The sequence below is a fragment of the Helicobacter ibis genome, assembly GCF_027859255.1.
GTDB lineage: Bacteria > Campylobacterota > Campylobacteria > Campylobacterales > Helicobacteraceae > Helicobacter_D > Helicobacter_D ibis.
Window position 1 is genome coordinate 1 of sequence record NZ_JAQHXR010000003.1, and the last position, 13519, is coordinate 13519.

17 protein-coding genes are annotated in these 13519 nt (G+C 32.4%); 10 read left to right on the forward strand and 7 right to left on the reverse strand.

Annotation, left to right across the window (positions count from 1 at the left end; translation table 11 throughout):
* Positions 1 to 88: 88 nt before the first annotated feature.
* The 7 genes from traT to PF021_RS05765 form a co-directional block, all read right to left on the reverse strand.
* Positions 89 to 700: a complement resistance protein TraT gene (gene traT, locus PF021_RS05735; protein ID WP_271021501.1), complete on the reverse strand. Its 612-nt coding sequence runs from the start codon at positions 698 to 700 to the stop codon at positions 89 to 91.
* Entirely contained in the window at positions 697 to 1674 is a 978-nt protein-coding gene (gene hemB, locus PF021_RS05740; protein WP_271021502.1) for a porphobilinogen synthase, read from the reverse strand. Before hemB ends, traT begins: the two co-directional genes overlap by 4 nt.
* A complete protein-coding gene (locus PF021_RS05745; protein ID WP_271021504.1) occupies positions 1667 to 2917 on the reverse strand; it encodes an ArsS family sensor histidine kinase in 1251 nt (416 codons plus the stop codon). Before PF021_RS05745 ends, hemB begins: the two co-directional genes overlap by 8 nt.
* A gap of 3 nt (positions 2918 to 2920) precedes the next feature.
* On the reverse strand, positions 2921 to 3610 hold the full coding sequence (locus tag PF021_RS05750) for a response regulator transcription factor (protein ID WP_271021505.1): 690 nt from the start codon (positions 3608 to 3610) through the stop codon (positions 2921 to 2923).
* A gap of 243 nt (positions 3611 to 3853) precedes the next feature.
* Positions 3854 to 4252, reverse strand: coding sequence for a CiaD-like domain-containing protein (locus PF021_RS05755; RefSeq protein ID WP_271021506.1), 399 nt, complete (start codon positions 4250 to 4252; stop codon positions 3854 to 3856).
* A complete protein-coding gene (locus PF021_RS05760; RefSeq protein WP_271021507.1) occupies positions 4243 to 4491 on the reverse strand; it encodes a tetratricopeptide repeat protein in 249 nt (82 codons plus the stop codon). Before PF021_RS05760 ends, PF021_RS05755 begins: the two co-directional genes overlap by 10 nt.
* Before the next feature lie 9 nt (positions 4492 to 4500).
* On the reverse strand, positions 4501 to 4725 hold the full coding sequence (locus tag PF021_RS05765) for a hypothetical protein (RefSeq protein ID WP_271021508.1): 225 nt from the start codon (positions 4723 to 4725) through the stop codon (positions 4501 to 4503).
* Positions 4726 to 4847: 122 nt separating this feature from the next.
* Between PF021_RS05765 and PF021_RS05770 the strand changes: the two genes are divergently transcribed.
* The 10 genes from PF021_RS05770 to PF021_RS05815 are packed head-to-tail and all read left to right on the forward strand — an operon-like array spanning position 4848 to position 13460.
* Positions 4848 to 5639, forward strand: coding sequence for a molybdenum-dependent transcriptional regulator (locus PF021_RS05770; protein ID WP_271021509.1), 792 nt, complete (start codon positions 4848 to 4850; stop codon positions 5637 to 5639).
* Positions 5640 to 5649: 10 nt separating this feature from the next.
* The gene (gene modA, locus PF021_RS05775; protein WP_271021510.1) at positions 5650 to 6414 is read left to right on the forward strand and encodes a molybdate ABC transporter substrate-binding protein; all 765 of its coding nucleotides are present in this window, start codon (positions 5650 to 5652) and stop codon (positions 6412 to 6414) included.
* Entirely contained in the window at positions 6407 to 6766 is a 360-nt protein-coding gene (locus PF021_RS05780) for a hypothetical protein (RefSeq protein ID WP_271021511.1), read from the forward strand. The genes modA and PF021_RS05780 overlap by 8 nt, the downstream gene beginning before the upstream one ends.
* 4 nt (positions 6767 to 6770) lie before the next feature.
* Positions 6771 to 7436, forward strand: a complete 666-nt coding sequence (modB, locus tag PF021_RS05785; protein WP_271021512.1) for a molybdate ABC transporter permease subunit — start codon at positions 6771 to 6773, stop codon at positions 7434 to 7436.
* Positions 7433 to 8338, forward strand: a complete 906-nt coding sequence (locus tag PF021_RS05790) for a sulfate/molybdate ABC transporter ATP-binding protein (protein ID WP_271021514.1) — start codon at positions 7433 to 7435, stop codon at positions 8336 to 8338. The genes modB and PF021_RS05790 overlap by 4 nt, the downstream gene beginning before the upstream one ends.
* 38 nt (positions 8339 to 8376) lie before the next feature.
* Entirely contained in the window at positions 8377 to 9939 is a 1563-nt protein-coding gene (locus tag PF021_RS05795) for a class I SAM-dependent methyltransferase (protein WP_271021516.1), read from the forward strand.
* 20 nt (positions 9940 to 9959) lie between these two features.
* Positions 9960 to 10955 carry an ADP-glyceromanno-heptose 6-epimerase gene (gene rfaD / locus PF021_RS05800; RefSeq protein ID WP_271021517.1) on the forward strand — a complete coding sequence of 332 codons (996 nt, stop codon included), beginning with the start codon at positions 9960 to 9962 and terminating at the stop codon, positions 10953 to 10955.
* Positions 10952 to 12469 carry a D-glycero-beta-D-manno-heptose-7-phosphate kinase gene (rfaE1, locus tag PF021_RS05805; RefSeq protein WP_271021518.1) on the forward strand — a complete coding sequence of 506 codons (1518 nt, stop codon included), beginning with the start codon at positions 10952 to 10954 and terminating at the stop codon, positions 12467 to 12469. The genes rfaD and rfaE1 overlap by 4 nt, the downstream gene beginning before the upstream one ends.
* The gene (gmhA, locus tag PF021_RS05810; protein ID WP_271021519.1) at positions 12466 to 13029 is read left to right on the forward strand and encodes a D-sedoheptulose 7-phosphate isomerase; all 564 of its coding nucleotides are present in this window, start codon (positions 12466 to 12468) and stop codon (positions 13027 to 13029) included. The genes rfaE1 and gmhA overlap by 4 nt, the downstream gene beginning before the upstream one ends.
* The gene (locus PF021_RS05815; RefSeq protein ID WP_271021699.1) at positions 13029 to 13460 is read left to right on the forward strand and encodes a hypothetical protein; all 432 of its coding nucleotides are present in this window, start codon (positions 13029 to 13031) and stop codon (positions 13458 to 13460) included. Before gmhA ends, PF021_RS05815 begins: the two co-directional genes overlap by 1 nt.
* Positions 13461 to 13519: the final 59 nt, after the last annotated feature.

Sequence of the window (13519 nt, forward strand, 5' to 3'; positions counted from 1 at the left end):
AACACCTCTTTATTATTGAAAGCTCATAAAGAAAAATCAACAAAAAAGGAATGAAAGTATAACGAAAGAAGCTTAAGGGAGGTTGAAATTACTCCCTAAAAATTCCACTTATTTGTGAAGAGATTCTATCTTCTAGCATATTTACTATCTCACCTAATTGTAGATTACGCCTTGAAGCTTCGGCTATCATGGTTGTTTGCCTTTGTGTATAATGCCCATAGTTATTTATTTGCTTTATACTAACATCAACTTGCATTTGTATTATAGTATCCTCTGAAGCATGTCCAAGCAACGCACCAAGTGTAGCACCAGCTAATCCACTAAGAACCGCACCAGTAGCACCGCTATTATATCCACCAATACCAGCACCAATCGCACCGCCAATGATCGCACCATCTGCAGTATTTTCCTCTCTTTTTACATTGCAATACAAAATATTTGTCTGCAAAATAAATACTGCCTCATTTGGATTGTTAGTTACAAGATAGCCCATATTTTCGAGGCTTTTTACAAGCTTTGGTTTTAGATTCACATATTCGCCACTTGTATTGCTAACAGAAATAAAAATCACTCTATCATTCATATGCACAGGATCAATGAATATACTATTTGTCATACTCACATTGCTTTGCACTTGGTTTGTCGCACACCCAGATAATAAAAAAATAAAAAACGCTAATACAGAAAATATCCGAATCATAATTCACTCCTTAAAAGCATAGCAACCTCTTTAGCATGATAGCTAATTATAATATCTGCTCCTGCCCTCTTAAAGCCAACCATAGTCTCTAATAACACTCTATTATAATCAATAATCCCAGCTTTTTGTGCAAATTTTAGCATTGCATACTCTCCGCTTACATTATACACAGCTAACGGAAGTAGCGTCCTTTCTCTAATGTCCCTTACAATATCAAGATACGCTAAGGCAGGTTTTACCATCAAAATATCTGCACCTTGTGCATCATCTTCGATTGATTCTAATATGGCCTCTCTTCTGTTAGCTGGGTTTTGCTGATAACTCTTTCTATCACCAAAGCTAGGTGTGCTTTGTGCTACATCTCTAAATGGACCATAATATCCACTAGCAAACTTTGTAGAATAGCTCATTATAGGCAAATGACTAAATCCACCTTCATCAAGTGCTTTTCTTAAAGAATATATCATGCCATCCATAGCACCACTTGGAGCAATTATATCTGCACCGCTTTGTGCTAGTATCAAGGCTTGTTTGTCCAATATTTCCAAGGTTAAGTCATTATCTACGCTATTTAGTTTTGGATTTAAGATTCCACAATGCCCATGGTCTGTATATTCACAAAAGCACAAATCAACACAAACAAGCATATTTGGGAAGTTCTTCTTTATCTCTCGCACAGCTTTTGCAACTATGCCTTCATCATCTAATGCTTCACTTCCTATGCTATCTTTTATATTTGGAATCCCAAAAAGAATTATGGAATTTATCCCCAAACCTTGCAACTCTCCACATTCTCTCAAAACCTCATCAATGCTTAGCTGATAAACGCCCGGCATGGATTCTATTGTGTTTTTAATATTATTCCCAAGCACAACAAAAATAGGATAAATAAAATCTTTTATATGTAACGAAGTTTCTTCTACCATATCTCGCACAATAGGGTTTAGTCTCATTCTTCTTAATCGCTTAAACATCTTTTTCCTTTCTGCAAAAGTTTTGAACAACTTGCTTGATTGTAAATATATTATATCCATTGCTATGTTTATATTCTAGCTTTAATTCTTGGCTTTCTAACGTGCTATTTACAATATATATACCCAAGCCAAAACCGCCACTAGGATTTGAATCTTGCTTAAAAAAAGGCTTAGAATAATCCTTAAAATCTCCCTTTAGTTCTATTCCATAATTTTTAATCAACACATCTCTATCATTGACGATAATTTCTACTCTCCCATGTGTCTTATATTTTAAAGCATTATCCAAAAGATTCTTAACAGCTAAGCTAATCATCTCAAAATCAACATACAACAAATATTCATCTTCTGGCAAAATAAAGTATTCTCTAACTTGTTGAGAATCTAAAAGCAACATAGAAAAAACTTTATCCAAAATTTCACTTAAATAGTAACTATGTTTGTTTAATGCATGGTTTTTTGAGCTTAGTTTTTCTATATTGGCAAACTCATCAATTAGAGAATTCAAACGAATAAATACCGAACAAAGTCTATCTTTATACACAGAATCTTCTAACATTTCTGCGGTGATTCTGCCCTTTGTAATTGGAGTTTTTAGCTCATGCATTATTGCTCTTAAAAATAGTTTCCGCGAATTATTTAATGCATTTATCTTTTCTACTGCATGATTAAATTCATCTGCAACTTCACCAATCTCATCATACTGCTTAATTGGTATTGATATATTTGTATCACCATTGGCAAACTTTCTTATCTCTCGTCGCAATATTTTAAGTGGCAAGATACTCTTTATAACAAGGCCAAACAAAAAAACTACAACAAAAAATCCAACAAAGGTTAATATATAATAATTTAGCAATTTCGTTGTATGAAAATCGCCATACAAACTCCATGAAGTAGGCGTTTGTAACAATAAATATACTGCATGATCATCTTTGATTATTTTTGCATATACTCCATATTCTAAATTGTTAGCTAAATGATGAGAAAATTTTCTTAAAATATCAGAATCATTAATCTCATTTAAATCCAACTCATGCAAATACTTTTCTATCAAGTCTATATTTCCGCCAAATCTTACAAGCTGGTTTATGGTTGCTAAAAATTGATTGTATTTTAGTTGATTATTTAGCATTTCATTATTAATCTCTTCTCTTATGAAGTAATACGAAGAAGCACCCAAAAAAAAGATAGCAACTACAAATAAGATTGTAATTTTTATAAATATAGATGTTTTAAACATTACCTAGTCCGTATCGCCTTTTATTTGTAGCTTATATCCTATGCCCCGTATTGAATGTATATACTTTTGACCATTTTTTTCTATTTTTGCTCTAAGTCTGCCTATTATTACATCTATACTTTTATTTCCAGAATCTGGATTTATAGAATCTGCATTCATTGCTATTGCATCTCTAGTTAGTGCTTTATCTTTATTCTCCAACATGAAGCTAAGGATTTCATACTCTGCTTTGGTTAAAGGAAGCAAAGTATCATGCAAATATATTTCTCTGCTATCCTTGTTTAACTTAAATGGCAAAATTGACACTTGATTTTCATCTTGCTTAATGTTTTTATTATATCTTCTAAGGACACTATATATCCTAGCTACAAGCTCTTTTGGGTCATATGGTTTTGGCAGATAGTCATCAGCACCATACTCTAGTCCTAAAACTCTATCATCAACATCATTTCTTGCGGAGGTAATTATAATTGGTAGTTGTTTTTCTTTAGCTACCCTTCTGCATACTTCAAGCCCATCTAAATTTGGGAGTGTTAGATCTAAAAGAAGGAGGTCAAAATGTTGAGCGTTTATTGCACTCATACCCGTATAGGGCTCATCATAATTTACTACATTAATATCATGAGCTTTCAAGTATTCAGCAAGGATTGCAGCTAACTCTAAATCATCTTCTATCATCAATATTTCTAGCATGGCGTATTCCTATTTAAGAAAAAGGAGGATTGGGTATTTTAGGGGGGGTTATTTTATTAGGAATAACACCTGCTAGATTGATAATTTCAAAGAACTTACTCGCACTAATCTTCCTTAAACAAAGGAGGAGCGGATGAAAAACATCTTTTATAAAAACAAGCTTTTGCTTGTATCTCAAATCACTCATTTGAGATACTGAAATTATAAATCCATAAAGTAAATAGATAGTAAATAATAATTTTTTCATTTTGCACTTTTTCTTTCATCAATTATTGCTAGGGTAAATTCTAAGAAATTAAGTACCATGTCTAATTTTGCCTCTATATTTCTATTATTTGGAGATTGCAATCCTTCAAATAACACTAAGATTCTATCTTGCAGAGATTCTAAAAACTTTTCTTCTTCTAAGTAATATTTTTCTAATAATTCCTTCAACTCATCAGCATTTTTATAGTTTAATTTTTCTATTTTTCGCTTATATGCACTCTCTATCTGTGGAATCTCATCAAAATCATCACTAGGTATTATATCTAGCAGTGCGTCTCGCTCTGGTTTTCCGTCTATATTATCACTATCTTGTGAATAATCACCCTTTGTATCTATTTCTGCTAATGTCTGTAAAATCGCTTCTTTTAATTCCATAACTGCAATAACCACCTTTCAAACTCATTAAACTCTACCTTGCTATCCATCTTTATAAATAAATCTAACATATCAGAATTTGCCTTGCCATATCTCTTTCTATTGCTTGTTAGCCTATGTAATGCGATTCTAGCTTCAACATTATCTGGATTTTCTTTTAGTATTTCTTTGTAGATTTCTGCTGCTTCATGCCTATGACCCTGTATTTCATAGATATTTGCTAAAGTTAAAGTCTTCACTTAAATATCCTAAAAATCATCTTTATAAACTACAAGTTTTCTTCCATTCCAATACCAATCCTTGCTATAAAGGAACTTCTTAAAAGTCTCTGGCACTTTTAGAAAAAAGATTCTTTGCGGTTCAATATCATTAGATAACAACGCATGCTCTATGCTCAAAGTCAGATTTTCCAAGCTAGAAGCCTTTATCCCATCTACTAGAACTTCTTGGCTCTCATGCGAAATAATGGTCATAAGATTCCTTAAGATGTATTTATTTTTAACAATTTTTGATTATATCATGTTTTAACGCTTGACAAGCAATATATAAATTTATATACTTTGGTAGAACACTAAAGTTAAGGAATGATTGATTTATGGAAGTAGAAGGAAGATTTTGGATTAAAGAACAAGGCAAAAACTTCTTAGGGCATGGCAAAGTTGAGCTACTAGAGTTAATAGACAAAAGTGGCTCAATTTCACAAGCTGCCAAAACTATGAAAATGAGCTACAAAGCCGCATGGGATAGTATAGATAGCATAAATAAGCTATCAAAAGAGCCTTTGGTATGTGTAGTAAGGGGAGGTAAAAGTGGCGGCGGAGCAAAACTCACACAAAAAGGTCTCAAACTTATAAAAATATTCCGACAAATGGAAAGGCTCAATGAAGCATTACTTAATGTGTTTAAAAACGACTTAGAATCTTTAGAAGATTCTACAATAGAAAATCCACTACATTTTAGGAGCGTAACGATGAAAACTAGCGCTAGAAATCAACTACAAGGCGAGATAATCGAAATTAAAACCGGAAAAGTAAATGCTGAAGTAATATTAAAAACGCGAAACAATTTAACAATTAGTAGCATAATAACGATGAGTTCATTAGATGAGCTAGGGCTAAAAGTGGGCATGAAATGCTATGCACTAATAAAGGCAAATTGGATTGTAGTCTTTGATGAAAAGCCAAGCAAAATCTCAATGAAAAACTGCATCGAAGGCGAGGTAACAAACATAATTAATGGTGCTATAAATTGTCAAGTAGAGATAAATAGCAATGGTGAGAGGTTAAGTGCGATAATAACAGAATCCTCACAAGATTCAATAAAGCTAAACATCGGAGATAAAGTTTGGTTTGGCTTTAAGGCTAATAATGTAATTTTAGGAATTTAAAGGAGAAAAGATGAAAAATGTAATCAAAAAACTAACAATAAGCGTAATTGCTGGAATCTGCTTAAGCATTAATGCTAATGCAGAAGATATTAGGGTGCTAGGTGCAGCTTCGCTAAAATATGTGCTAGAAGATATAAAAAATGACTTTTTAAAAAACAGACCAAATGATAAAATAGAAATTTCTTACATTTCAAGTGGCAAGGCTTTCGCACAGATTCAAAATGGAGCACCTGTGCATTTGTTTGTATCAGCAGATACAGACTATCCTGCAAAATTATTTAAAGAAAATCTAGCACCAAACAAAGAAGAAGTATATGCTAAAGGCAAATTAGTGCTATGGAGCAATAATAAAAGCTTCAAAATTACAAAATTTGAAGATATTTTAAACAAAAACATAAAGCATATTTCAATACCAAACCCAAAACTAGCACCATATGGAAGAGCAAGCATGGAAGCACTAGAATCTACAAATATGCTAAAAGATGTAAAAGATAAATTTGTAACTGGTGAGAGCATAGGTACTGCTACAACTTATGTAGAATCAAACAATGCAGAAGTAGGCTTTACTGCACTATCAATGCTTGGTGAAGGCGGGATTAATACTCCTGCTATGAGCTTTGTAGCAATCGATGAAAAGCTATACAAGCCAATAGAACAAGCACTAATAATTCCAAATTTTGGTAAAGATTCTAAACTAGCAAATGAATTTAAAGACTATATTTTAAGTAAAGACGCAAAAGAAAAATTTATAAAATTTGGTTATAGCGTTGAATAAAATACAAGCAAAAGTTATAGATTCTAAGACTAGTGGAGATATTTCTCGCATAATTGCAAATGCAAATGGACTGATATTTTCTATAATACTTTTAGAATCTCGAAAAATAGGAGATATAATCACACTAGCCTTTAAAGAAAGCAATATCTTAGTAGCAAGAAATATACAAGGAGCTAACAATATTTTCGTTGCAAATGTGGAATCTTGTGAGCAAGATTCCATGTTTTTAAAGCTAAAGCTAAAAAGTAATAACTTACAAATAGAGGCAATTACCAATATAGATTCCAACTTTAAAGAGGGAGAAAAAGTAGTGTGGCATATTTTAGAGAGTGAAATAATGATAATAGAGTAGAGATATGGAATCTTTTTTACAAACCATGCTTTTAACTTTCAAAGTATCCATAATCACAACTGCTATATTACTTTGCATTGCGTTACCATTGGGATATTTTTTGGCATTTTATAAAAGCAAAATAACGCCGATTTTAGAAACCATAGTCTCAATGCCACTTGTATTGCCTCCTAGTGTGCTTGGCTTTTATTTACTAATTGCCTTTAGCCCACAAAATTTCTTAGGAGCATTTTTATTAGAATATTTTGATATAAAGTTCGTCTTTAGCTTTGAAGGTGTAATTTTGGCCTCTATTATTTTCTCAATGCCATTTATGATAAATCCGATTCAAGCTGGTTTCGCAAGTTTGCCAAAATCACTATATGAAGCAGCACTAACACTTGGTAAAAGTAGGATTGAGATATTCTTTAAAGTACTAATCCCAAATATCAAAAACTCGATCATAGTTGGAATTGTAGTTACATTTGCCCATACCATAGGAGAATTTGGCGTCATAATGATGATAGGTGGAAACATAGAAGGAGTAACTAGGGTTGCTAGTATTGCAATCTATGATGAAGTAGAATCTCTAAACTATGCACTAGCACATAAATACGCACTAACTTTGTTTCTAGTTACATTTTCTATCTTGCTCCTTACATTTTATCTAAACAAAAAAGACAAACTATGATAGAACTCAAATTTAAGAAGAATCTAATAAGTGCAAATGGAGATTTACTGTTAGATATAGATTGCAAAATAAACAAAAATGAACTAACAACTATATTTGGAAAATCAGGTGCTGGCAAGACAACTATACTAAAGATTCTAGCCGGACTTTTAACCCCAGAAGTTGGCTTAATTAAAGTAGAAGATGAAATATGGCTAGATACGCAAAAAAACATAAACCTAAAACCGCAAAATAGACAAATAGGATTCGTATTTCAAGACTATGCACTCTTCCCAAATATGTCTATAAGGGAGAATCTAGCCTTTGCAATACCAAAGCAAACAAGCAAGATACAAGCAAAAGAACAAATCGATGAAATACTAGAAATAACAGAGTTAACAAACCTGCAAAAACTAAAGCCAAATATGCTAAGCGGAGGACAACAACAAAGAGTAGCACTAGCTAGAGCAGTAATTAGAAAACCAAAGATTCTACTACTTGATGAGCCATTTAGTGCGTTGGATATAGAGATGAATGTAAAGTTAAGAGAGGAATTATTAAAGATACATAGACACTTTTCTCTTAGCACCTTTTTAGTTAGCCATAACTTTAGTGAGGTATTTTCTCTATCAAGCCATGTATTACATATGCAAAATGGAAAGGTTATAAAAAGTGGAACTGCTAATGAAGTGTTTTTACGCGGGATTCCAAGTGGCAAAGTTAGACAAAGTGGAAATGTGCTTAATATAACAGAAAATGGGATTTTTTGTATAGTTAGCATTCTAACCGGAAATGACATAATAAAATTAAGCATAACAAAAAATGAAGCAAAAGAGCTAAAAATAGGAGACCTAGTAATAATTAGCACAAAAGCCTTCAATCCTACAATAACAAAATTAACTAAAAATATTCAATATTTTTAGTTACAATTTTGCAAACTATACTTTACAAGGAAAATAGCATGGAATCTTGGAGCGATGGATATTTTACAAATACCGAATATACAGAGGGATATTATAAAGAAATTAGTCCTATGATGATTAACTTAAATCTAGCGTTAGCTGGAGTTGAAGTTGGAAATGAACATGATATAACACCAAAAGATGGCTTTAGCTACCTTGAGCTTGGCTACGGAATGGGAATTAGCATAACGCTGAATGCAGCAACAAATAATGGTATATTCTATGGGACCGATTTTACTCCAACCCACACACATAAAGCCAACATTTATGCTAATGGACTTGATAATATTACTCTATACAATGATAGTTTTGAGGAATTATTAGAAAGACTAAATAAAACTAGGCTAGAATTTGACTACATTGTATTTCATGGTATTTTCTCATGGATATCAAGAGAAAACCAAGACATAATACTAGAAATAATAAGAAAATTCCTAAAGCCTGGTGGTATCGTTTATAATAGCTACAATTGTATGCCAGGTTGGTCATCCAAAATGGCGTTGAGAGAAATTTTTAGAATGCATAATAGACATTATACAAATGCAAGCACAGGTGCACACGAATCTATTGCAAATTCTGCAAACTTCTTAAAGGAATTTATGGAAACAAATCCTATGTATTTTCAAGGCAATCAAATAGCGCAATCATTGGTCACACAACTCACTCAGAGCAATAACCATAAGTACTTAGGACACGAATATCTAAATTCTACTTGGGATATTTTTTATTTCCATGAGATAGCAGAAAGAATGCAAGATATGGCAAAGTGTAGCTATATAACTATGGGTGAGATATTAGAGCACTTTAACGAATGGACTTTAAGACCCGAATGGGTAAGCTATCTAAGCAATATAAAAGATAAAATATTCCAAGAACAACTAAAAGATTTTTGTTTGAATAGACAGTTTAGAAAAGACATATATTGTAAAGGAGTAGCATACACTAACCATAATACAGCAAAAACAAAACTATTAAATACAAAATTTGCATTAGTAGAACAAAAGGAAAAATTTTCTACCAAAATGCAATTCGTACTCGGGGAAGGGACATTAAAGAGAGAAAAATATGATAGCGTTTTAGAATATCTAGAATCTAAAAATTATACTTCAAAAACCGGTTGGGAGATTAGCGAAAAATGCAAATTACAATTCCAAGAATTGATGAGTATTTTAGCGATATTAATGCAACAAGGAATAGTATCGCCCGCACAAACCATAAGTGATACTATAAAAAATAGAACCAAAATATACAATCAAAACATAATTAAAAACAAAGAAAAATCAATCCTAAGTGCTTCATACATAGCTTCTCCTGTAACATGCTCTGCAATCGCAATTAACGATCTGCATAGATTCATGCTTGGATTTTACATGCAAGGAATAACGGCTGAAAATAATCTAATAACAAGAACAATAGAAAAACTAAAAGAGCTAGATTCAAAACCAATTAAAGATGGAAAAACACTAACAACCGATTCAGAAATCAAAAAAGAAATAACACAAATGGCTAACGAGTTTAAACAAAAAATAGGTATCTTTAAAAACTTAGGAATAATAGATTGAACAATTTGCAAGGAAAAACAATGAAATATACAGATGAAAGCCTAAACAATAAAAAGATTCTAATAACAGGTGGGGCTGGTTTTATAGGATCAAACCTTGCAATGTATTTTCAGAAATTCCACCCAAATGCTGAAGTTATAGTTTTTGATAGCTTTAGAAGTGAAAAGACATTTAGCAATGGAAATTTTAAATCACTAGGACATTTTAAAAACCTCTTAGATTTCAATGGGGAAGTAATAGTTGGGGATATTACAAATAAAGATGACTTAGCAAGGATTGATAAAATAAAGTTTGATTACATATTCCATGAAGCCGCAATCTCTGATACCACGGTTATAGACCAAGATGCAATATTAAGAGCAAATGTAAATGCCTATAAAGATCTACTAGAAATGTCTCTAAGACATGGAGCAAAGATGATATATGCATCAAGTGCTGGAACTTACGGAAACACTCAAGCACCAAACATAGTAGGACAAGGAGAGATTCCAGAAAATGTCTATGGATTTTCAAAGCTTTGCATGGACAAATTAACATATAAATTTTTAAAAGAAAATCCAGAGCATATAGTTGGCTTAAGGTATTTTAATGTATATGGAGAAAATGAGCTTTATAAAGGCAAAACCGCTTCAATGATATTGCAACTAGGAATCCAAGCACTAAAGAACAAAAAAGTAAGATTATTTAAAATGGGCGAACAAAAAAGAGATTTTGTCTATGTGCAAGATGTAGTAATGGCAAACATAAAAGCTATAAGTGGCAAAAGTGGCGTATATAATGTAGGAAGCGGAGAATCTAGAAGCTTTAATGATATTGTAAAATGTCTGCAAAATGAATTTGGAGAATTTGAAGTAGAATATTTTGACAATCCTTATAAATTCTTCCAAAACCATACACATGCGGACATAGAGCCAACCAAAGAAGCACTAGGATACAATCCAAGATATAAGCTAGAAGATGGAATAAAAGAATATGCAAAAAGCATAAAAGAAATTGCAGACAAAGGCGAGTTTTGAATCCAAAAATTTTAGTCGTTGGAGATTTGATATTAGACCACTATGTGTGGGGAGAATGCCAAAGAATCTCACCTGAAGCACCAGTGCAAGTAGTAAGCATAAACAAAGAAACACTAAGTTTAGGCGGAGCATGCAATGTAGCAAATAATCTAATCTCACTTGGTGCAGATGTGTTTATATGCGGAATGATAGGCGATGATGATGCAGGTGCTAAACTAAAAAATAGACTAGAATCTCTAAACATAAACACAAGTGGAATCTACACAAACAAAAATCGCCCAACAACACAAAAATCAAGAATCATAGCCTCAAACCAACAAGTAATAAGAGTAGATAAAGAAGACAAAAGCCAAATAAGCAATGATGGAGAAAAATTCATCTTAGACTTTACAACAACTATGATAGATAAAATAGACTGCATTGTGCTATCTGACTATCAAAAAGGTGTGCTAAGCACAAAACTAACACAAAGCTTAATACAACTAGCAAAACAAAAGAATCTAAAAATACTAATAGACCCAAAGGGACATGACTACTCAAAATACAAAGATTCAACACTTCTAACACCAAATAAAAAAGAAGCCATAGAAGCCACAGGAATAAATATAATAGATGATGAATCTCTACTACAAGCCTTAGAGAAACTAAAAAATACTTGCAACTTAGAATACTCATTAATTACTCTTAGCGAAGATGGGATTGCTATTTTGCAAGATTCAAAGCTTATAAAAGTGCCAACAATTGCTAGAGAAGTCTTTGATGTAACGGGTGCTGGAGATACGGTTATTGCCTCTTTAGCTTTCATGCTATCACAAAAGGAAGAGATTCTCCCTAGCATATATTTTGCAAATGCTGCTGCTGCTGTTGTTGTTAGCAAAGTTGGCTCTGTTGCTACAAACAAAAAGGATATTTTTACATATCTATATGATAATGATTTGCTTGATAGCTCACTTGTTAGCACTAAATTTATGGAAGCATTTAGCCAAGATGGCGCGAAATTCTTATCAAATTTCCACAAAATAGTGCAAAGAAAAAAACCAATAAACCCACAAAACAAACTAATTACAAAAGATGATTTTGATAATTTTTTAGAATCTCTAACCAAGCTAACAAATCTAAAGATTGTTTTTACAAATGGTTGCTTTGATATACTGCACATAGGACATATTAGCTACCTAAATGAAGCAAAAAAGCTAGGAGATGTGCTAATTGTAGGGCTAAATAGTAATTCTTCTATTAAAGCCATAAAGGGGAATGATCGCCCAATTAATAATGAACTAGATAGAGCTTATATGCTATGTGCATTAGAATGTATTGACTTTGTAATTATATTCGATGAAGAAACTCCATTTAATCTAATAAAACAAATAAAGCCAAACATTCTAGTAAAAGGTGGAGACTACAAGAATAAAGAAGTTGTAGGAGCAGAGTTTGCAAATGAAGTAAAACTAATAGACTTCATAGAAGGAAAAAGCACAACAAACATAATAAACAAAATAAAAGGAAATCAATGAAAGAACATATCCTAAATGAAATAAAAGAGCATTTATTAGTAGCAAACAAAATGGAAAGTCTAAGTGATGATATACAAAAAGCAGCAGAAATGTGTATAGAATCTCTAAAAAATGGTGGCAAGATTCTACTATGTGGCAATGGCGGAAGTGCTGCTGATAGCCAACATATAGCAGCAGAATTAATAGGCAGATACAAGTGTGAGCGACCATCTATCCCTGCTATTGCACTTACAACTGATACTAGTGCTTTAACTGCCATTGGCAATGACTATGGATATGAATTTGTATTTTCTAGACAATTTGAGGGCTTAGCAAACAAGCAAGATATATTATGGGGAATTTCAACTAGTGGAAATAGTCAAAATGTAATAAACGCACTACAAAAAGCCAAAAAATTAGGAGTAAGAACAATAGGCTTTAGCGGACATAGTGGTGGCAAGATGTCATCTTTGTGTGATGTATTATTAATATCCCCAAGCAATGACACACCAAGAATCCAAGAAATGCACATATTAATGGCACATATTATTTGCGATTTGATAGAAAGAGCGTTTAAGTGATGTTTTTTACAGAGTTTAAAGAGGCTTGTAATTTTGAACTCTCATTAAATAAACATCTATTAAACATGCTACAAAGCAGTGGCATAAGGGCAAATCTTGCTGATTTGCACCTAGATGAAGATGGCATATATTTTACATTCCCAAATGGAAGCACAAAAAAAATAATGCTATATCAAAGCAAGATTCAAGAAGGATTCTTTAGAAGTAATGGAGACCCATTTGTGCATATATGCAAATGCAAAGAAAGCGAGATAAATCTAAACAACCAAGACTTTACCGCCATTATTAACTATGATATGAAGTTCTTTATAGGGATATATTCACATAGAACGCAAATTAAGTTTTACAACGACAAACCATTATCAATCTGCCCACAATGTAAAATAACGCTAGATAAATTCGGAAGTTTGCAAAAATTTTTAGTAGATTGATAAATTTGTCCCATAGTAGCCCCACATAACAAAGTGGGGTTTGCTATATAAAGCTACTA